The following is a 20,967-nucleotide window of genomic DNA, read 5'->3' as shown; positions in this document are numbered from 1 at the left end:
GAAAAAGTTACACGTATTATATGGATATTAATTTTCAGAATGCTACTACTTTAGTAAAACACCTTGTTCTTGGAGATGAAAAAGCTTATGCATATTTGATAGATGAGTTTTATAATAAGTTATTTGTTTATGCATATAGTTTAACGAATGATGATGCCATGTCTAAAGATATTATTCAAAATGTTTTTTTAAAAACTTGGGAGTTTAGGTCAAAACTCAATGAGAAATATTCTGTGCAAAACTTTTTATACAAGTCTGTCTATAATGAATTTATTAATCAATACCATAAAAACAGATCTATCTCGGTTTTAGAACAAGCTTATATTGAAGCTTTAGACGAAACAATACAAGAAAGTAACCAAGAACTATTGAAAAAAAGAATTGCCTTTATTAATAAAGAAATAGATAACTTACCTAAAAAATGTAGGAAAACATTTTTATTAAGTAAAAAAGAAGGGTTAAGCAATATTGAAATAGCTGAGTATCTGAATATTTCTATTAAATCTGTTGAAGCACATATTACTAAGGCTTATTCAATTATTAGAAAAAAAGCCAAAGAAAAAGTGCATAATATTTTATTTCTTTTGCTGGGTAACATAGTTAAAAAGGATAATAGATAGCACTTTTTGTAGTGAAAAAACCTGCATTATTTTTAAAAACGACATGAAAACTTATTTATGAGGTACATTTTATTGTTTAGTGTTTTCTTTTTATTTCTTAGTTGTAAAAATAAAAAAACCAACAAGAATAAGGTCAACGAAAATCTTAAAGCCAAATTTGAAAAGAAAGAGAAAGTAAAGGATGTTGTTAAAAAAACTAAGCGAGAATTCCCGAAACTAAATGATAAAAATGCGATGTATTTTTTTCAAGAATACAACAAGCAACATAAAGAAAACAAAGTGCAAATTACAACCGATTTTGGAACTATTGATATTTTATTGTTTAACGAAACCTTATACCACCGCTCCAACTTTATTTTTTTAACAAAGCAAAAATATTTTAATGGTACTCAATTTTATCGTGTTATCGATAATTTTATTGCGCAAGGTGGTAATAGTGATGATAGAAAAACAGCTAGAAAACGGGCCGAAATCGGCAAATACTTATTGCCAACTGACACAAAACGTGGTTTTAAACATGATCGTGGTGTTATTTCGATGCCAAGTGGCGAAATTGATAATCCGCATAAATTAGCATCTCCTTTTGAATTTTTTATTGTAACACAAAAAGGTGGTGCACATTTTTTAGATGGCGATTATACTGTTTTTGGTAAAGTTATAAAAGGTATGGATGTTGTAGATAAAATTGCTGGAGTTGAAACTGATGATGGTGATTGGCCCGATAAAAACATCTATATTAGAAATGTTGAAATTATTGATTAGCATTAGGGATTGAAACCTTTCGACTCCGCTTAGGAGCAAAGCCCAAAATAAATTAATCTTTATAAATAGTTGGTAACGCAATTTTAAATATAACTGCAATTAATCTTGTAACAATTACTACACTACCTGCAATTACAAACACAAGGTTATCATCTAGCGGTAGTTTTCGTATTAAAAAATACGATAAGCCCCCTAATATACATGCAGTTGCATAAATTTCTTTTCTAAAAATCACAGGAATTTCGTTACATAAAATATCTCGAATTACGCCTCCAAAACACGCTGATATAGTTCCAAGAGCAATACAAATAATGGGATCCAATCCTGCAGAGATTCCTTTTTCTACACCAACAACGGTGTACAAACCAATACCAATGGTATCAAATAAAAATAACGAGGTACGCAAATAGTCGATTTTACTTTTTATAACTATAGTAACTACGGTTGTAGCTAAAATAACGTAGGTATAGTTTATGTCTTTCATCCAGCTTACAGGCGTATTACCTATAAGCATATCGCGAAGTGTACCACCACCAACTGCGGTTACAAAAGCAATGATTAGAATGCCAAATAAATCCATTTTTTTGCTAATGGCAACGAGTACGCCAGAAATAGCAAATGCTATAGTTCCTAATATATCTATGGTGTAGAACATAATGTTTCTTTTAAACATCATGCTGAACTTGTTTCAGCATGATGTTATTTTAGTTTTAAAAAGATCCTTCGGCTATGCTCAGGGTAAGCGATTCACACCATTTTTGCAAAACAAAAATGGTTTCTCTACTTACATATTCTGAGTATAAAAATTATAATCTTTTAAAATAACATCGATAAACTCAATGTCTGTTTTTTGCTTTACGGTTTTAATTTCAACGACTTCAACTAATTTATTTCTCAACTTTATTAGTGTTTGATAATCTTTAGATGCCTTTGCAACAGTAAATGTGTCTTTTATAATACGTGCATCGTTATCTGATAACTTAATAACGTTTGGGTATGTTGGTTTGTAATTTTCTTTTAAATTTTCTAAAATAGTATGGCTAATATTTACTTTATCTTTTAATGCTATTACTGCTGTTCCTGCTGCCATATCTCCCAAGCGTTGCTGTTTTTTGCTAAACATAATTACAAAAAAACCTAAGCCAAAAATGTAAACATCTACAATTCTAAAAAACCAACGCACCACATAATCTGCTAATGAAGCCTGATAACCGTCAATTTTCACCACTCTAATCTTTAATACACGTTTGCCAATGGTTTGCCCTTCTAAGAGGGATTCTAAAGCCAACGTGTAAAACATAACTGGAAAACTCAATACGGTATTAATGGCAATTTGAGACCATTCATCCATATTTTCAAAAACACCAAACGTCCAATTCAACACTAATAAATACCCGATTTTAATAGCGGTATCTATGATGAATGCTAACAAACGTTCGCCTGCACCAACGGCAGTGAATTTTATTTTTACATTTTGAGTCGTGTTAATTTGTAACTCTGACATTTTATATTTTAATTTATCAAAAATACATGAATTTTTTATTTTGAAAATTGATAAAAACAAAAGAAAAAATTACATGGATTAACAAAGTTGGTTATTGAGGTGAAACTAAATTTTGTAGTTTTTTGATACAAAATTTAGTTTTTACAGAAAAAATATATGAGGGAAGTTTCATTCATCAAACAAAATAAGGAAAAATGGTTGAGTTTTGAAAAAGCCATTTTTAATAATGACTTTAAAGATCCTGACGAACTTGCCTCTCAATACATTCATTTAATTAACGATTTAGCTTACGCGCAAACCTATTACCCTAAAAGTAAGGTAATTGTATATTTAAATCAGTTAGCTGCCAAAGCGTTTCAGAAAATTTACAAAACAAAAAGAGAAAATAGCAATAGGATTATTGATTTTTGGAAAACTGAAGTTCCGCTAATTTGTTATCAATATCGAAAATTTATTTATATCGCTTTTATCATCTTTTTTACTTTCACATTTATTGGCGTGATTTCGGCGGCCAATGATGGTGAGTTTGTACGTTCGGTTTTAGGCGATAATTATGTAAACATGTCTTTAGAAAATATTGAAGCCGGCGATCCTGTTGCAGTTTATAAAAGCGGAAGCAACTGGGGGAGCTTTATAGGCATTACAATTAACAATTTACGTGTGGGTATTATTGCCTTTGTTTTAGGTGTTTTTGGAGGTGTTGGCACCCTTTACATTATGTTTAAAAACTGTATCATGCTAGGTTCTTTCCAGTATTTCTTTTACGAGGAAGACGTGTTTTGGGAAAGTGTTCGTGGTATTTGGATTCATGGTGCTATGGAAATTTTTGCCATCGTTATTGAGTGTGCCGCTGGTTTAATACTTGGTGCAAGTATTTTATTTCCTGGCACGCATTCCAGATACACATCCTTTAAACATGGTGCTAAAACTGGTATTAAAATTTTAATAAGCACGTTTCCGTTTACTTTTTCCGCTGGTTTTTTAGAAGGATTTGTAACGCGTTATTCTAATATTATGCCACATTGGCTATCGGTTGGAATCATTTTAATCACCCTCGGAATCATTAGTTACTACTATTTAATTTATCCTTTTAAAGTGCAAAAAGAAATAACGCATATACCACTTATAAACCCATCTTCTATTTGAAAATTATACCATTACATATTGTTGTTTTCTTGCTTTTCGTTTTTGCAAATTCTAAAACGGTTTTTGGTGTTACTAATTTTCAAGAACCTGAGCAAGTTCGAAAATTTGACGATGATTTTAAATCACGCTATTCCAGCAGAAAGTATAATTACGAAGGTAAAGAGGTTGTAAACCAAACTACAAGTGGTTCGGGCAAATATGAAGATTATAAAAACGGAAGACCAGTACAAAAAGAGAGAAATAACACTGATAGTTTCAGCATTAACCTTGGCCCTTTTGCTTGGTTATTTTATTTAGCATTGGCAATTGCCGTAATATATTTGGTTTACATTTTACTTAACGAAGGTGGTGCTGGTTTGTTCTCAACCAAACAAAATAGACCCCTTAATAATTACGAAGAGATTACTGCTGAAAACATTGAAAACGCTGATATTAATACGTTAATAAGTAATGCTGAAAAAGACAATGATTTTAGGCTTGCCATTCGGTATTATTACTTGCTTGTTTTAAAACATTTAAGCTTAAAAAATCATATAATTTTTGAGGACGATAAAACCAATGTAGAATATTTAAATGAAATAAACAACAAACCTTTCAGCAAAAAATTTGCATACGCTTCCTATTTATACAATTACATTTGGTATGGCGAATTCCCTTTAAATAAGGAGAAGTACAACAAAGCGAGGCATCATTTTTCAACCCTTTTAAACCAGGTAAAGTGATGAAAAAAATAATTCCTATAATTTTTATTATTGCCGCTTTAATCGTCACAGCAGCAATTACTTTTGGTATAAAATCTACACGAACAGTTGATTGGGAAGAATCTTTTAACGAAAAAAGCAACAAACCTTACGGTGTAAGTGTTTTTTATAAAGAATTACCTAGCCTTTTTAAAAATCATAAAGTAAGAACGGTTTATCACCAACCTGCCAGTTATTTAAAAGCACATTCTGAAGACAGTTACGGCGATCATATTGCTGAAGGTAATTTTGTGATTATAGGAAATTCAGATTATTTAGAAGATGATTCAATAGATGAATTATTACATTTTGTTGATTCCGGAAACACACTTTTTATTTCAGATTATTACTTCACTCAAAAAATTCACGACACCTTAAATATTAGTATTGAATACATTGAAAACACAACAGACAGTGTCTCATATCAATCTTTAAAATATTTGGATATAAATGATATTGCTATCGATAAAAACGAAGGCGACAACTATTTTTCAAAGTTTGATACCATAAATTATAAAGTTTTAGGGCATTCTAAAACTGATTACAAACACGTGAATTTTATTGAAGCACCTTTTGGAAAAGGTAAAATATACCTGCATTTAGAGCCTAAAGCCTTTACTAATTATAATCTTTTAAAAGACAATAGATACAAATATGCTGAAGGTGTAATATCCTATTTACCGGAAAAGGATGTGTATTTTGATTCGTACACAAAAATACAAACAGGGTACGATGGTAATGTTGAAAAAGAATCGAATCTCAGTTGGTTTTTAGAGCAATTGTCCTTTAAATGGGCGTGGTACACCGCTTTAATTTTTGGTCTTTTATTTATGGTTTTTAACGCAAAACGACGACAACGCATTATTAAAATTATAAAACCTTTGCAGAATACTACTGTAGCTTTTGTTAAAACAATTTCTAATTTATATTTCGAAACTCAAAATCATAAAAACTTAATAGATAAAAAAATAACGTACTTTTTTGAACGTATTAGAACCGATTTTAATATAGATACTTCTGTTTTAAATGAAGAATTTATAGTAAAATTAACATCGAAAACAGGAAAGAAAAAAGAAGATATTAAAAGACTAATTGATTATATAAATTGGTTACGAACTAAAAATGAGTTTTTTGAAGAAAACCTAATAAAATTGAACAAGCTAATCGAAGCTTTTTATTTAAAATAATTATGGACGAAAATAAAGAAGAAAAAGACCATCAAAATTTCATGCCAAAATCAGAAAATGTAGTATCATCAATTGATGATAGCGCACTTCAAGACGAAAACAATTTGCAATTTAAAAATCGATTAGATTTATCTGAACTACAAAGTAGTGTTGAAAAAATAAAACAGGAAATCGGTAAAGTTATCGTGGGGCAAAAAGATATGGTAGACATGTTAATCGCATCACTTTTAGCCAAAGGGCATTCGCTTATCGAAGGCGTTCCCGGTGTTGCAAAAACCATTACCGCAAAACTGTTAGCCAAATCTTTAAGTGTTGGTTTTAGCCGTATTCAATTCACACCAGATTTAATGCCGAGTGATATTTTAGGAACCTCTGTTTTTAATTTAAAAGACTCCGAATTCGAGTTTAAAAAAGGTCCTATTTTTTCTAATATGATTTTAATAGACGAAATTAACAGAGCCCCAGCCAAAACACAAGCGGCTTTGTTTGAAGTGATGGAAGAACAACAAATAACTATTGATGGCAACAAGTATAAATTAGATTCCCCGTTTATGGTTTTAGCAACTCAAAACCCTATTGAGCAAGAAGGCACATACCGTTTGCCCGAAGCACAATTAGATCGATTTTTGTTTAAAATCGATGTGGATTATCCAAATTTAAATGAAGAAATAGAAATCCTTTCCAGAGAGCATAAATTAAGAGATACTGAGAAAACAGAAACTATTTCGTCTTTTTTAACAGCCAAACAAATTTCTGAGTATCAAAATTTAGTAACTCAAATTTTAGTTGAAGCACATTTACTAAAATACATCGCAGAACTTATTGTAGCCACACGAAGTAATCGCTTCTTATACTTGGGAGCATCACCAAGAGCATCCATAGCTATACTTAAATCCAGTAAAGCTTTTGCAGCAATGTCTGGTCGTGATTTTGTTACACCAGAAGATATCAAGCGAGCTGCAATTCCTGTATTGCACCACAGGGTTATTGTAACTCCAGAACGCGAAATGGAAGGTGTATCTAGCAAACAAATTATTAAACAAATTATTGAAACTGTTGAGATACCGAGGTAAAAAGTTGGCAGTATTCAGTGAGCAGTTTGCAGTCACACCATACCAACAACTAACAACTAACAACTAACAACTAACAACTAACAACTAACAAAATTGATACTCTTTAAACCATTCTACATACAACCCCGATTTTTTTACGCAGGCATTGGCATTGTAGTATTGTTTGCTTTAAGTTATTTTGTTCCGCTATTATTTAACATCGCTCAACTTTCAATTTTAGTACTTGTGTTGTTTTTTATTTTAGATTTTCTTATTGTTTTTATTGGTAAAAATAAAATTGAGGCTAGTAGAATTTTACCAGATAAATTTTCAAACGGCGATAAAAACGCTATAGATTTAAGTATTAACAACAACTATCCTTTTACTATTCATTTGGAAATTATTGACGAAATACCAGAGCAATTCCAAGTAAGAGATTTTAAAATTAAAAATACGATTGCTTCTCGCAAATCAAAATCGATTCAATACCATTTAAAACCGACTGAACGTGGTGAATATCATTTCGGAAATTTAAACGTTTATGCGTCTTCCATTTTAAAATTAGTAGCAAAACGCTTCACTTTTAATGATGGTGCGGTGGTGCCAACGTATCCGAGTTTTAAACAATTAAAAAAGTTTGAGCTTTTAAATATTAATCAAAATGCACTTGAATATGGGCTTAAAAAAGTCCGCCGACTTGGGCATACCATGGAATTTGAACAAATTAAAGATTATGTTTTGGGCGACGATTTGCGTACCATAAATTGGAAAGCCACGGCAAAACGCAACCAATTAATGGTCAATCAATTTCAGGACGAAAAATCGCAACCCATTTATTCCATTATTGATAAAGGTCGTGTTATGAAAATGCCTTTCAACGGTTTAAGCCTTTTAGATTATGCCATTAATGCTACACTTGTAATCAGTAACGTGGTTTTAAAAAAACATGATAAAGCAGGTATGCTTTCGTTTTCCAAAAAGATAGGAAATATCGTAGTTGCAGAAAGGCGAAGTTCGCAAATGCAACTTATTTTAGAATCGCTCTATAATGTAAAAACAGATTTTTTTGAAAGTGATTTTAGCAAATTGTACGGCAACATAAAACGACACATTACTCAACGAAGTCTTATTTTAATGTACACCAATTTTGAAACTTTAGATGGTTTAAACCGGCAACTACCCTATTTAAAAGCCATTGCTAAAAGCCATTTATTGGTGGTTGTTTTCTTTAAAAACACCGAGTTAAATAGTTTAATAACCGAAAAAGCCGAAACCGTACAACAAGTTTACGATAAAATAATTGCAGAGAAATTTGCTTTCGAAAAGCGTTTAATTGTCAACGAACTCAAAAAATATGGCATCTATTCCATATTAAGCACGCCAGAGAATCTAACTATCAATACTATTAACAAGTATTTAGAAATTAAAGCGCGAGGTTTACTATAATTTGGGCGTTATCTAAAACTCATCCTCAACTAAAGAGGCTTTCAGAATTAAACTAGCAGAGAAGTTAATTGATTAATTGAACTCTTTTATCTTAATGTTTCTAAATTCAATGCCCTGCCCTTCAGACTGTAACGCAATATAACCACTAGTAAGCAACTTCCCATCTGTTTTAATATCTGGATTAAACCCTTTTGTAACTCCTCCACCTATTTGCGGTTTGGTATACCTAAGCACTTCATTTCCATTTACTTTATGAATAACTAAAGAATCTTTATAAACTATTAAATCTCCTTTAACCCATTCATTCCACTTATAAGTTTTAGAGCTAGAACTAATACAATGCCTAGCATCCATTTCGTTATTAAAAAACACTTCTGTACCTGGAGAACACATATTCCCAGTTGATCTAAGCTTACCTTCTACTTCTTCAGCTAAAGTTTGATATTCTACTGAAATTGGCCAATCTTGTTCTTTTAAAATTGTTTTTGGATCTTGTGAATGAAACATAACACCACTATTTCTGTATGTATAACTTGGTGCATCTTTTAACCATTGATTTGTAAACTTATATTCAAATTTTAAATGATATGATGAAAATGATTTGTTATAAAACAAATGACCATAGCGCTCATTAAATTCACCATAACTATCGTAATTTACTTGTATTTTGCCATCAACTACTCTAAAAGTATTTGCATAATTATCATCAAAATCATGATGATGTATTTTAGTCACCCAACCATCTAAATTTTCACCATTAAATAGCTCTTGCCAATCATCATTTTTGGTTGTTTTGCAAGAGAATACTATTACAATTATTGGTAAAAAAATCTTTAATTTTTTCATTTAATTTGATTTATTCAGAAATAGATTTTAAGCACTGAATATATTTCAATTATACTATTAAAACAAAAATAGTAGGCATAAAAAAACTCGAATAGTTAATTCGAGTTTTTAATTTAGTTTATTAATTAACTATTCATCCAACCAAGCGGTCATCATCCAAATAGTCTTTTCCTGTTCAGTAATAAAATCACTCATCATCGAGTTTGTACCCTCATCGTTAGCATCATCAGATTTTTCTAAAATAGATCTTTCAATTTTTAAAAGTTCGGTTAACGAATCCACTATTAATCGTACCGCTTTATCATCTTCAGAAATATTTTTACCAACTTTCACTTGAGCTTTTGCCGAATAATCTTCAAACGTATGCAAAGGGGTTTCTCCTAAAGTTAAAATACGTTCTGCTATTTCATCAACTTTTACATTGGCATCGGTATACAATTCTTCAAACTTAACGTGTAAATCGAAAAAACGTTTTCCTTTAATATTCCAATGTATGCCTCTTAAATTCTGATAATATATTTGAAAATTTGCTAATAAATAATTCAAATCATTTGCCAAATCTTTTGTTTTTGAGGTATTTAAACCTATACTATTGTATGTCATTTTATATCTATTTTTTATTTACTACAAATCTAATTTATAATTAATTGTTATTTTAATAAATTTTATTGATAGTTTTTATATTTTTATAATCTAAATTGATACTTATGACGATTACACAATTATATTACGTTTTAGCAGTAGCCGAAAACCAAAACTTTACTAAAGCTGCAGAAAAATGTTTTGTTACGCAGCCTACGTTGAGTATGCAAATTCAAAAACTTGAAGACCAATTGGGGGTACAAATATTCGATAGAAGTAAAAAGCCTATTGAACTTACCGAGATTGGAAAAAAAATTGTTAATCAAGCTAGAAATATTGTTAACGAATCCTATAGAATTCAGGATATTGTAGATCAACAAAAAGGTTTTATTGGCGGTGAGTTTAAGTTGGGCATTATTCCAACCATCATGCCTACTTTATTACCTATGTTTTTAAAATCTTTTATAAAAAAACATCCTAAAGTAAAACTTAAAATTGAAGAGTTAACCACCGAAGAAATTATTGAACGTATTACTGAAGGGCATTTAGATGCAGCCATAGCTGCAACTCCGCTTGAAAATGAAACGATTAAAGAACGCGTACTTTATTTTGAACCTTTTGTAAGTTATATTCCTAAAAGTCATCGTTTGCATTCTAATAAAAAAATTAGTGTATCAGATTTAGATATAAGCGATATGTTACTTCTTGAAGATGGGCATTGTTTTAGAGATGGCGTTATTAATCTTTGTAAGGCTTTTAAAAATCATACAGACGATCAGTTTCAATTAGAAAGCGGTAGCATAGAAACACTTATAAAATTATCAAACGAAGGCTTAGGCATGACGCTTTTACCCTATTTACATACATTAGATATAAAAGAAAAGGAAAAGGAAAACTTGCATCATTTTAATGCCCCGCCTCCTGCAAGAGAAGTAAGTTTAATATACCATAAAAATGAGTTAAAAATACAGATTATTGAAGCTTTACAAGATGTTATTTCTGGTATTGTTCGTGGAGCAATTGCTTTTCAGAATGTCGAAATTATAAGTCCCATTCCTAATAAATAAAACTAAAAAGCGACCAATGGTCGCTTTTTTTTATGCTTTTAAATAGATTAAACATTGATTTAATTCTGGGTTCTGCAGCACTAGAGAATGAATAAAAATTTTAAGCTCTTCAATCTCGTAAGGTAGTAATCTACTTACTGCCTTTTGTACTTCTTTGCAAAACAACGTAGTATCAAAACTAACTTTTTTAAGTACAGTTTTAGTATACTCTAGCATTGCTCTTGCCATAATTACTATTAGGATTTTGGTTTAAATTAAAAGTAGATTTGTGTATAGGCTTATATATTTTATTAAACATTTAAAGTTAGTAAAAAATTGTATTGCTTTTTCAAATTAAAGAAAATTTAACACTTAAAATTTATTGTCCCCATCCAATAAATCACCTAAACCACCAAGTATACTACCCTCTCCTTTATCTTTGCCTCCACCCCTTGGAGCCGATGCCAAAATACGACCAGCTAATCTGCTGAATGGTAACGACTGTATATATACTGTTCCTGGTCCTTGAAGTTTAGCAAAAAACAAACCTTCACCACCAAACACGGTGTTTTTAATACCGCCTACAAACTCGATATCGTAATCTACGGTTTGGTCGAAACCTACAATACAGCCTGTATCTACACGCAATGTTTCACCAGCTTGTAATTCTTTTCTAGCCATTGTACCTCCTGCATGAACAAATGCCATACCATCGCCTTCTAATTTTTGCATGATAAAACCTTCACCACCAAACAAACCTCTACCCAATTTTTTGGAAAATTCAACACCTATGCTAACCCCTTTTGCTGCGCATAAAAATGCGTCTTTCTGACAAATAAATTTTCCGCCAAATTCGGTTAAATCAATTGGGATAATTTTTCCAGGATATGGCGATGCGAAAGACACATTTCGTTTGCCTATTAAATCGTTATAAAAAGCCGTCATAAACAAACTTTCTCCTGTTAGTATGCGTTTTCCTGCACCTAATATTTTACCTAAAAACCCTGTGTCTTTTTGAGATCCGTCTCCAAAAATGGTTTCCATTTTAATGCCATCGTCCATCATCATAAAGCTTCCTGCTTCGGCAACGACACCTTCTTGTGGGTCGAGTTCAATTTCTACGTATTGCATTTCTTCGCCGTAGATGCGATAGTCTATTTCGTGTGCTGTCATTTTTTATGTTTTTTGTTGATTTGTTTATATGTTGATTTGTTTTGTGTTTTGTTACATTTTTTTGTTTGTTGTTAAGTTGCAAATCAAATAAACGACTTTACAGCAAACGACTTAACCCTTCACCTTTACACTCCACTCAAAATTAAAGGTTGAAACCACTATTCCTTCTTTATTTGTACCAACAGATTTCATCCAAATGGTTTGTCCCTCTCCAGTTTCAATAGTTTTTTGCAACGCCTTATCTATTAATTCGCCATCGTTACAAACAAATGTTATTTTGCCTGTTGCCTTTTTGGTAAATGTGGCATTATTGGTGGTTACCAGCATAGAAATCTTTTTACCGCTTTCTGCAATTTTTGCCATAACAATAGCTCCAGTTGTAAGTTCTGCAGCCATACCTTGTACTGCCCAAAATAAGGATTTAAATGGGTTTTGATTTATCCACCTATGTTTAACAGTTACTATACAAGCATTATTATTAATAGATTTAACTTTAACACCCATTAAATAAACTGCAGGCAGTTTAAACATATTGAATGTGTTTATTTTACTAGGTGTTAACTTCATTATAGATTGAATTTTACCAAAATTATCGAAAATAATTGATATATCAATTTGTTAAATTTTTGTTAAATTTTAGTACTATGCGTAACAAAGTACCTTCTTTTAGACATATATTTGTATAAGAAACTATTATATGTTTTAAAATCATGTTAGACAATCATCAAAAAAACATCGCCACTTTTATTCATTTATCAACCTTTAGCAGGTTTTTAATTCCATTTGGAAACTTTATTGGCCCTATTATATTATGGGTTACCAACAAAGATAAATCTGATTTTATAGATGCTCATGGCAAGCAAGCTATTAATTTTCAGATGAGTATTTTACTATATGCCATTATTTTAGGAACCTTAACTATTCCGTTTTTTATTTTTAAGATATTTAGCGGATTGGATTTTATAGACTTTAATGGTTTCCATGATTTTCATATTAATATTGGCAAACCATCGCCACTACTTTATATAGGCGGAGCTTTAGGTGCTTTCGCTATAATAGCTTTTATTTTAGAGCTTGTTTTTATTGTAATTGCCAGTTTAAAAGCTAGAGATGGCGAAATATATAATTACCCTTTAACTATTAATTTTTTAAAATAAAATTATGACTGCGGACTGAACACACTAAAAACTGCTGATTAGCCCACGTTAGGGATTACAGAGGAAAGCCCACAGCGAGCTCCTGATAATTATCGGGACATAGCGCGGACTTGTAACGGAAAGCCCGACCCGCAGGGTAACGCCCAACTTCTCGGTACAATTCCGATAAAAAATCGGAATCACTCGAAGTAACAAAATGAAAATTTCATCAATAATAAATCATCAAATCAATCAAAAAATGAACAGTTTCACAATATTAAATTGCTTAAGAACATGAAGATAGAAAACACAAAAGCACAGATGCGCAAAGGGGTTTTAGAATTCTGCATACTATCGGTCTTAAAGGACGACGATGCATATGTAGCAGAAATTTTAGGCACCCTAAAAGATGCAAAGTTGCTTGTTGTAGAAGGGACTATTTACCCTTTGTTAACACGACTTAAAAACGCAGGTCTTTTAAATTACAGATGGGAAGAATCTACCTCTGGACCACCAAGAAAATATTACGGATTAACAGAAACAGGTAAATTGTTTTTAAAAGAATTAAACATCACCTGGAGCGAATTACACAACGCAGTAACTATAGTAACAAGCCAAAAAACTACAAAAAAATGAATAAGACAGTCAACATAAATTTAGCAGGTATATTTTTTCATATAGATGAGGATGCATACTTAAAATTGCAACGCTATCTTGAGGCTATAAAACGTTCATTTACTGACTCTCAAGGTCGTTCTGAAATTATATCGGACATTGAAGCACGTATTGCTGAACTTTTTAGCGAGCGCGTACAAAACGACAAACAAGTTATTAGAATTAAAGAGGTAGACGAAGTAATTACCATAATGGGCCAACCTGAAGATTATTTAGTCGATGATGAAATTTTTGAGGATGAGCCGCAACCTACATATAAAAGAAAATCGGCGCCTTCTAAAAAATTATTTAGAGATACCGACAACTCTTATATTGGAGGTGTATCATCTGGATTAGGGCACTACTTTGGTATTGATGTGCTTTGGGTACGTTTAGCTTGGATTGTTTTAATATTTGGAGCTGGAACTGGAATTCTTTTATACATTTTACTTTGGATTTTAGTACCGGAAGCCAAAACAACTTCAGAAAAAATAATGATGACTGGAGAGCCTGTTAACATTAGCAACATTGAAAAAAAAATAAAAGATGGGTTTGATAACGTTTCTGAAACTGTAACCGATGTCGCAAAAAATGTAACAGATTCTGTTTCTGGCGCTGCTAAAAATGTGAGTAATTCGGTTTCGGATGCCGCAAAAAAAGTAGATTTTACCAAACAGGGCAGTAAAATAAAATCATCGTCAAGAACATTTTTCGATACCATTGGAGAAATCATTATGTTTTTCTTTAAAGTATTTGCAAAATTTATAGGTATTCTTTTAATTTTTATTGGTGCTGTAACGCTTATAGCTTTAATTGTAACATTGCTTTCTTTAGGTGTTGTTGATGTTATTCATATACCAGGTCTTGATCTTGTAGAAATTGTAAATGCTGGAAACACTCCTATTTGGTTGGTATCATTATTAACATTTTTCACTGTAGGAATTCCATTCTTTTTCCTATTCTATTTAGGATTGAAAATTCTGATAAATAATTTAAAATCGATTGGCAATATTGCAAAATTTACACTCCTAGGCGTCTGGTTAATATCTATTATTGGATTGGTAGTTATAGGTGTTAGACAAGCCAGCGAACATGCTTTTGATGAGGCTGTAGTTGAAAAAAAGGAACTAAATATTACTGCAAACGACACTATTAATTTAAAAATGGTTGGAAACGATCTTTACACAGATTATATTAATAGACACAGTAATAATTTTAAAGTAGCGCACAATGAAAATGGTGAAAAAACCATTTATTCATCGGATGTTGCTATTATTGTTAAATCGACAACCGATTCGTTAGCAACTATAAGTATTACTAAAAGTGCCGATGGTAGAGATTATGAAAAAGCCATAGAACGTGCTAAAAACATCAATTATAATTATGCTCTTAAAGATAATGTGCTGCTTATGGATTCTTATTTTACAACAGACACCAAAAATAAATATAGTGATCAAGAAGTAAGGCTTACTTTATACTTGCCTGAGGGTTCAGTATTAAAATGTGATAAAAATTCAAGCTCGTTTTTCTATTACAGAAATTACCACGGAACTATTGTTACTCATAATGACACCAATCATTATTTGAAAATTTTAGAAGATGATATTGAATGTTTAGACTGCCCGATTGAAGAAAAAGAAGAAGATTACAAAGTAGAGGTGGATTTAAAAGATGAAAGCTCCAGCCTAAAAATAAATGAAAAAGGCGTAAAAGTAACGGTTGATAGTGCGAGTTTAAAAATTAATAAAAACGGAATAAAAGCCAAAGGTGATGCCGTTAATGTAAATATAGATAGTGCTGGCATTTCAATAAAATCTAAAGAAAACTAAACAATTCATCATTAAAAAACAACAACTCAGATATTTAAATTTAAAATTGTTTTATACAATGCAGATATTTGAATAGATAAAAATCATCAACCTGTGCTGAACTTGTTTCAGTATCAAAAAACGAATAATTATGACAACACTAACAAAAATTATAGTAGCTACACTATTAAGCTTAACATTATTTTCATGCAACTTTGATATAAATATGAACTCTGGTGTTCGTGGTAATGGTAATGTGGAAACTCAGGAAAGAACAATTAATGAACCATTTTCTGCCATTAAAGCCACCGAAGGTTTAAATGTGTATTTAACACAGAGTAACAGCGAAAGCATAACTGTTGAAGCAGACGAGAATTTACACGATCTTATTATAACTGAAGTAGTTGATGGCGTTTTAAAAATTCATACTAGTGAAAATATTGGTAAATCTACTTCAAAGAAAGTCATGGTAAGTTTTAAAAACATTTCTGCAATTACCTCAACAAGTGGGAGCGATGTATATTCAACAAATACTATTACAACGAATCACTTAAAACTAAATTCTACTAGCGGAAGTGATATGAAACTAGAAGTAAACACATCTATATTAGAATGTAAATCTACTAGTGGGAGCGATTTAAGGTTGTCTGGTAAAACTGAAAAACTAATTGCCGAAGCTACAAGTGGTAGCGATATTAAAGCATCAAATTTAATTGCTGAATCTAGTCAAGTTAAAGCCACAAGTGGCGCAGATATTAGCGTAAACACAGTAAAGGAACTTACTGCAAAAGCAACCAGTGGTGGCGATATAAGATATTATGGTAACCCAGAAAAAGTAAATAAAAATAAGAGTTCATCTGGCAGTGTTAGAAAGCAATAAAATTAAAAAACAAACTTTATAACCAACTAATTTACAAACCATTCCAAACTAAAATTCTAGTTTGGGATGGTTTTTGCTTTATATTTGTTAGTGACCAATACGTCTTTAAATGTGTCTAATTAGTAACACAACCTGTTTAATAATTAATTCATAAATAAAATGAATAAAAAACTGCTCTCACTTATCTTAATATTCAGTATTTGTTTTATAACTCTATCACAAAACACAGAAAAAATTAAAGGCAACAGAAATGTAACCATATTACAAACGCCTATAAATTCATTCCACACCATAATTGTTGATGAAGATTTTGAAATTGAAATTATATACAATAAAGTACCATCAATTGAAGTTGAAGCTGATGAAAATCTACATGAATTTATAACTTTTAGTGTACGTGATAATGTGCTTACTTTTAATAAGACTAAAAGAATTACTTCAAAAAAACGATTGAATATAAAAGTAAGCTATGATGCTTTACTAACCCATATTGAAACCAGAGATAATGGTGAAATTCTTTCTTTAGCTACAATGGATTTAACGAATGCTAGCCTTAAAACAACGGGGAATTCTAAAGCTTCATTAACAATACAATCAAACAACTTTAATATTGAAAGTCTGGATAAATCAAAAGTTAAACTTAATTTAACTGCAGATAGCACCAAAATGGTTTTAAATGGTTATAGCAAACTAGAGGCTTTAATTTATTCTCCGTTCTTTAAAGCAGATTTATATCAGCGGTCCAATGCATCAATTGAAGGTAATAGTGATAATTTATTGTTGAGAACGGATAACAACTCGCAGTTTAATGCCAAGAACTTTACGGTAAAAAACTGTACGCTTACTTCTGAGATTTCAAGTAATGCTACTCTGGAGGTCACAGATAATATAAAGATTTCATTATCGGGTTCGAGTGGACTTTATTTATATAATAATCCTAAAATAATTATTGATAAATTTACCGACACATCAAAAATTCAGAAAAGAGAAAAATAACGATGAAATATGTTTTATAACCTGAGTTCGATTAATAAAGAGTCAACTGATTAGACTTTACAGTCTGATATTTTATAGAAGGTTTCTTAGGCAAAAAGCTATATGCGATAAGGCCTGCAACTATATTTGATAAGAAATTAGTAAAGCTTCTATGTCTAGAGTGTTCAATTTGACAAATATTTTTGAGTTCATCATTTACCGTTTCAATAACAGAACGTTTTCTGAGTAAAATTTTATCACTCATTGTCATTAAATAATTTTTCATATTGTTTTTGATATGCGTAATTAAATGCAATCCATCGGCAAAAAGCAATTGCATTAAATCTTTTCCGACATAACCTTTGTCTGCGTATAATTTACCATAAATTTTATCTAAAAAAGACTTCTTTTTTAGTGGCGTTCTATCATCAACATTAGCTTGGGTTATTGTAAAGTTTAGAATCTCGCCTTTATCATTTATAACGATGTGCAATTTAAAGCCATGGAACCATCCCATAGTGGATTTCCCGGTAGTTGCAATGCCTTTGAATACTTTGTTGTTCTTGATTCGTTTAGGTTTACAAACTCTAACAGGCGTAGAATCCACAAAAGAAATACCAGTAGAATCGCCTAAACAGCACGTCTTTAAAAACAAAGTCATTGGCATGAGATTTTGCTGCATGAGTTCTGTAAATCTATTGTATGAAACTGTAGCTGGAAAATCATCTCGCATATGCTTTTGCAGGTAATAAATGTAGAAGTGCTTAAAGGTTCTAAAACCACTGAGCTGAAACAAAATGGTAATAGTGATCACCTCGCTATTTGACATAACAGATGGACGTTTTGGAGGATTTCCCAAAAGATGTTTATCGACTATTTGGTCATATTCTTTACAAAATTCATCAACAAGACAGAAAATTTCAGTAATTTTAGAGTAGATTATCATAGATAGATTTTTAGATTAATAAATTGAAAATCAGAACTTTAATTTACTGAAAATCTATCTTTTTCACTAATAAAAAATGCCTAAATATTAATCGAACTCAGGTTTATAGATAGAATCAAAATAAAAAAACGCGATGTTTAAATTAAAACATCGCGTTTTCAACTTTATAGTAGAATTTTAACTTACTTTTTTCTGCTTCATTTTTTCAACTCGAAGTTTATTCAACTTATCATTATTAAGCTTAATTTCTTCAAGCAATTTAAGTTCATGCTTAATTTCTTCGCGTCTTTTATTTTGCTTTCTTAACTTTTCATCTCTTAAGGCTTGCTTTCTTTTTCTTTCTTCAAGCTTAATTTCTTCAAGCATCATTTCTTTCTTTTCAGCTTTCTTTTGCTTAATTTTTGCTAAAGCAACAGAACCATAAGTATATCCATATATACTTAAAAACAATAATGCTATTATTGATAATATTACAAAGCCGTTTTCCATAACTTGTTCTCTTAGGTTGTTTATTAAATGCTAATATTCAGCTTATTTTGAATAAAAATATAAAAAAAGAACTATGCTTAAAAATAAAAAAGCTAAAGTACTCAAAAAGTAGTTGAAAGAATTATTAAGCAAAAAAAACCTTTGAAATGCGTAAAAGCATCAAAGGTTTTTTTTTAAAGTAGATTATAGCCTTCTTATAAATTTATATTAATGACCGCTCATATGTTTATTATATGACCATATTTCATCCCAAGAATTTGAGAAAGTTCTATTAGCCATATCTATAAACATTTGCCAATTTTCTTCTCCGTGTACTTTTTCAAAAGTTTTCTTAAAATTATTTTCTTCTTCGTCAAATGCTGTCCAATTTTTATAAAAACCTACCGAAGCCACATGACGTCCTAAATTACCCTGTCTAAATTCATTGAAATACAAACCCCAAGGATTAACACCTTCCATAGCTTTAATAGTTTCACTTACATATTTATAAAATTGATTTACGGATGAGACTTGATCCTTTTCAATCTCACCAACTCTCACAAATAAAAGCGGATACTTAATACTTTCTCCTTTTAACATGCTGGTATTAGACAATTTATCGTCTTGCGTCCAATACTCTATGGTATTTATTTTTTTTATGTATGGCATAACGTTATCTCTCCAATCTTCGTCGTGTCCTCCTTCGCCTGGTCGTGTATCATTATGTTTATAATGCATAGGCCCCATTTGCCATATAATTTTACCTGAATTGGGTCCAGAAACTATATTATAAACGGTTGCTGTATGAGGAGCTTTTTTATGGTATTCAGCATTATGCTTTCTCATATTTTCTGATAATACTTTTAATTTAGTATTATCTGGAGTTAACAAAATGTTTTCCCACATAGTATAAGATTTGTCTTCTTGGGCGTTTACTGTTACTGTGGCACTAAAAACCATAGCAATAACAGCCATTACTGAAATTGTTTTTTTAATCATAATCAAAATTATTTGGTTGGTTAACTATATAACTATTATATAGTGTACTATTAAAAATGATTTAGGAGAGTTTTACTTTATAATAAATGAAATATATCATTTAAGATGAAGGCTCACAATTTGGAGTTAACCAAATATACTAAATATTTGGTTATGAAAAAGCTTTATAAAAAAAGCCCTCAAAATTGAGAGCTTTTAAAGGTTTCTATTTACTTTAAATCCTTTGTGTTTCCATTTAATTATTCCGCCTTCTAAATTGTATATTTCGGTAAAACCAGCCTCAAGTAATTTTTTAATGCTTTTTGTGCTTCTTTTCCCTGATCGGCAGTACACAATTAAAGGTTTATTTTTGTCTAATTTTTTAATATTTTCTGCAAAATTAGATGATAAAAAATCTATATTTTGAGCGTTGGCTATATATCCTTCTTTAAATTCTTTTGGTGTTCTAACATCAATTAATTGTACATTATCTATTTGCAAAAGGGTTTGAATATCTTCTGCCGATACAACTTTAGCATCGCTTTTTAATTTTTTATTACAACTAACAATAATTGTTGTTACAACTAAAAATGCTACTAAAATAAATAACTGTTTCATTTAATTATTTTAATCTAAATCTACAAGATCGCCTTCCCATTCTAAAATACCTCCTTCAAGATTATAAGCATTTTCAAAACCTAGTTGATTCATAATACCACAAGCTTGTCCGCTTCTGTTACCTGATCTACAGTACACATAATAGTTTTTATCTTTGTCAAGTGCTTCTACTTCATTAATAAATTCTTGTCCTTTGTAAATATCTATATGGATGGCATTAGCAATAATTCCATCGGCTACCTCATCAACTGTTCTTACATCAATAATAACCGCATTATCATCACTTTCTAATTGCGACACCCATTCTTCTTGACTTAAATGTTCCATTTTTTTTAATTTGAAATTAATCCTTTTTTGGTATTGCAAATTTAATACATCTGTTTAAATAAAGGCTAAAAAA

The 20,967-nt window shown here is 30.8% G+C and carries 25 protein-coding genes; 13 read left to right on the top strand and 12 right to left on the bottom strand.

Annotated features, from left to right (window positions below):
• The first annotated feature begins 20 nt into the window (after positions 1-20).
• Together RG22_RS12670 and RG22_RS12665 are read left to right on the top strand one after the other, a co-directional pair.
• Positions 21-620, top strand: a complete 600-nt coding sequence (locus tag RG22_RS12670; RefSeq protein ID WP_052143730.1) for an RNA polymerase sigma factor — start codon at positions 21-23, stop codon at positions 618-620.
• Positions 621-677: 57 nt separating this feature from the next.
• A complete protein-coding gene (locus RG22_RS12665) occupies positions 678-1,382 on the top strand; it encodes a peptidylprolyl isomerase (RefSeq protein ID WP_034043855.1) in 705 nt (234 codons plus the stop codon).
• Between the two features lie 52 nt (positions 1,383-1,434).
• On the opposite strand, the gene RG22_RS12660 is transcribed toward RG22_RS12665, so the two are convergent.
• Both RG22_RS12660 and RG22_RS12655 read right to left on the bottom strand, forming a co-directional pair.
• The gene (locus RG22_RS12660; RefSeq protein WP_034046059.1) at positions 1,435-2,037 is read right to left on the bottom strand and encodes a trimeric intracellular cation channel family protein; all 603 of its coding nucleotides are present in this window, start codon (positions 2,035-2,037) and stop codon (positions 1,435-1,437) included.
• A 129-nt stretch (positions 2,038-2,166) separates the two neighbouring features.
• The gene (locus RG22_RS12655) at positions 2,167-2,886 is read right to left on the bottom strand and encodes an RDD family protein (protein ID WP_034043852.1); all 720 of its coding nucleotides are present in this window, start codon (positions 2,884-2,886) and stop codon (positions 2,167-2,169) included.
• A gap of 156 nt (positions 2,887-3,042) precedes the next feature.
• On the opposite strand from RG22_RS12655, the gene RG22_RS12650 reads away from it, so the two are divergent.
• The 5 genes from RG22_RS12650 to RG22_RS12630 all read left to right on the top strand — a co-directional run bounded on the left by RG22_RS12650 (position 3,043) and on the right by RG22_RS12630 (position 8,457).
• On the top strand, positions 3,043-4,032 hold the full coding sequence (locus tag RG22_RS12650; protein ID WP_034043848.1) for a stage II sporulation protein M: 990 nt from the start codon (positions 3,043-3,045) through the stop codon (positions 4,030-4,032).
• Complete coding sequence (locus RG22_RS17330) at positions 4,029-4,754, top strand: hypothetical protein (protein ID WP_156113384.1); 726 nt, start codon at positions 4,029-4,031, stop codon at positions 4,752-4,754. Before RG22_RS12650 ends, RG22_RS17330 begins: the two co-directional genes overlap by 4 nt.
• Entirely contained in the window at positions 4,754-5,959 is a 1,206-nt protein-coding gene (locus RG22_RS12640; RefSeq protein ID WP_034043845.1) for a DUF4350 domain-containing protein, read from the top strand. Before RG22_RS17330 ends, RG22_RS12640 begins: the two co-directional genes overlap by 1 nt.
• 41 nt (positions 5,960-6,000) lie before the next feature.
• Positions 6,001-7,032 (top strand): AAA family ATPase, encoded by a 1,032-nt coding sequence (locus tag RG22_RS12635; protein WP_052143847.1) that lies wholly within the window; start codon positions 6,001-6,003, stop codon positions 7,030-7,032.
• A gap of 93 nt (positions 7,033-7,125) precedes the next feature.
• Positions 7,126-8,457 carry a DUF58 domain-containing protein gene (locus RG22_RS12630; RefSeq protein ID WP_420804779.1) on the top strand — a complete coding sequence of 444 codons (1,332 nt, stop codon included), beginning with the start codon at positions 7,126-7,128 and terminating at the stop codon, positions 8,455-8,457.
• Positions 8,458-8,529: 72 nt separating this feature from the next.
• Here RG22_RS12630 and RG22_RS12625 read toward each other — a convergent pair whose 3' ends face one another.
• Positions 8,530-9,303: a 3-keto-disaccharide hydrolase gene (locus tag RG22_RS12625; protein ID WP_034043841.1), complete on the bottom strand. Its 774-nt coding sequence runs from the start codon at positions 9,301-9,303 to the stop codon at positions 8,530-8,532.
• 129 nt (positions 9,304-9,432) lie between these two features.
• Positions 9,433-9,906, bottom strand: a complete 474-nt coding sequence (locus tag RG22_RS12620) for a Dps family protein (protein WP_034043838.1) — start codon at positions 9,904-9,906, stop codon at positions 9,433-9,435.
• A gap of 104 nt (positions 9,907-10,010) precedes the next feature.
• Between RG22_RS12620 and RG22_RS12615 the strand changes: the two genes are divergently transcribed.
• Positions 10,011-10,952 carry a LysR substrate-binding domain-containing protein gene (locus tag RG22_RS12615; RefSeq protein WP_034043836.1) on the top strand — a complete coding sequence of 314 codons (942 nt, stop codon included), beginning with the start codon at positions 10,011-10,013 and terminating at the stop codon, positions 10,950-10,952.
• 30 nt (positions 10,953-10,982) lie between these two features.
• Here RG22_RS12615 and RG22_RS12610 read toward each other — a convergent pair whose 3' ends face one another.
• The 3 genes from RG22_RS12610 to RG22_RS12600 all read right to left on the bottom strand — a co-directional run bounded on the left by RG22_RS12610 (position 10,983) and on the right by RG22_RS12600 (position 12,671).
• The gene (locus RG22_RS12610; RefSeq protein WP_034043833.1) at positions 10,983-11,180 is read right to left on the bottom strand and encodes a hypothetical protein; all 198 of its coding nucleotides are present in this window, start codon (positions 11,178-11,180) and stop codon (positions 10,983-10,985) included.
• Between the two features lie 123 nt (positions 11,181-11,303).
• Positions 11,304-12,104, bottom strand: a complete 801-nt coding sequence (locus RG22_RS12605; RefSeq protein WP_034043830.1) for a TIGR00266 family protein — start codon at positions 12,102-12,104, stop codon at positions 11,304-11,306.
• Positions 12,105-12,215: 111 nt separating this feature from the next.
• Positions 12,216-12,671, bottom strand: a complete 456-nt coding sequence (locus RG22_RS12600; RefSeq protein WP_034043827.1) for a DUF4442 domain-containing protein — start codon at positions 12,669-12,671, stop codon at positions 12,216-12,218.
• A gap of 143 nt (positions 12,672-12,814) precedes the next feature.
• Between RG22_RS12600 and RG22_RS12595 the strand changes: the two genes are divergently transcribed.
• From RG22_RS12595 to RG22_RS12575, 5 genes are all read left to right on the top strand, one after another.
• Positions 12,815-13,261, top strand: coding sequence for a DUF4870 domain-containing protein (locus tag RG22_RS12595; protein ID WP_034043824.1), 447 nt, complete (start codon positions 12,815-12,817; stop codon positions 13,259-13,261).
• 273 nt (positions 13,262-13,534) lie between these two features.
• Positions 13,535-13,876, top strand: a complete 342-nt coding sequence (locus RG22_RS12590; RefSeq protein WP_034043821.1) for a PadR family transcriptional regulator — start codon at positions 13,535-13,537, stop codon at positions 13,874-13,876.
• The gene (locus RG22_RS12585; protein ID WP_034043818.1) at positions 13,873-15,723 is read left to right on the top strand and encodes a PspC domain-containing protein; all 1,851 of its coding nucleotides are present in this window, start codon (positions 13,873-13,875) and stop codon (positions 15,721-15,723) included. Before RG22_RS12590 ends, RG22_RS12585 begins: the two co-directional genes overlap by 4 nt.
• Positions 15,724-15,853: 130 nt before the next feature.
• The gene (locus tag RG22_RS12580; protein WP_052143728.1) at positions 15,854-16,582 is read left to right on the top strand and encodes a head GIN domain-containing protein; all 729 of its coding nucleotides are present in this window, start codon (positions 15,854-15,856) and stop codon (positions 16,580-16,582) included.
• A gap of 159 nt (positions 16,583-16,741) precedes the next feature.
• Complete coding sequence (locus tag RG22_RS12575; protein ID WP_052143727.1) at positions 16,742-17,578, top strand: GIN domain-containing protein; 837 nt, start codon at positions 16,742-16,744, stop codon at positions 17,576-17,578.
• 31 nt (positions 17,579-17,609) lie between these two features.
• On the opposite strand, the gene RG22_RS12570 is transcribed toward RG22_RS12575, so the two are convergent.
• From RG22_RS12570 to RG22_RS12550, 5 genes are all read right to left on the bottom strand, one after another.
• Complete coding sequence (locus RG22_RS12570; RefSeq protein ID WP_034041773.1) at positions 17,610-18,503, bottom strand: IS982 family transposase; 894 nt, start codon at positions 18,501-18,503, stop codon at positions 17,610-17,612.
• Between the two features lie 177 nt (positions 18,504-18,680).
• Positions 18,681-18,992 (bottom strand): hypothetical protein, encoded by a 312-nt coding sequence (locus RG22_RS12565; protein WP_034043812.1) that lies wholly within the window; start codon positions 18,990-18,992, stop codon positions 18,681-18,683.
• 207 nt (positions 18,993-19,199) lie between these two features.
• On the bottom strand, positions 19,200-19,970 hold the full coding sequence (locus RG22_RS12560; protein WP_034043809.1) for a hypothetical protein: 771 nt from the start codon (positions 19,968-19,970) through the stop codon (positions 19,200-19,202).
• Positions 19,971-20,165: 195 nt separating this feature from the next.
• Entirely contained in the window at positions 20,166-20,567 is a 402-nt protein-coding gene (locus tag RG22_RS12555) for a rhodanese-like domain-containing protein (protein WP_034043806.1), read from the bottom strand.
• Positions 20,568-20,576: 9 nt separating this feature from the next.
• The gene (locus RG22_RS12550) at positions 20,577-20,894 is read right to left on the bottom strand and encodes a rhodanese-like domain-containing protein (RefSeq protein ID WP_034043803.1); all 318 of its coding nucleotides are present in this window, start codon (positions 20,892-20,894) and stop codon (positions 20,577-20,579) included.
• Positions 20,895-20,967 lie beyond the last annotated feature (73 nt).

This window comes from Wocania ichthyoenteri Th78 (assembly GCF_000789235.1).
GTDB classification, from domain to species: Bacteria; Bacteroidota; Bacteroidia; order Flavobacteriales; family Flavobacteriaceae; genus Wocania_A; species Wocania_A ichthyoenteri.
Note: the sequence above shows the minus strand (reverse complement) of the source record. Positions and strands in the feature narration are given on the sequence as shown.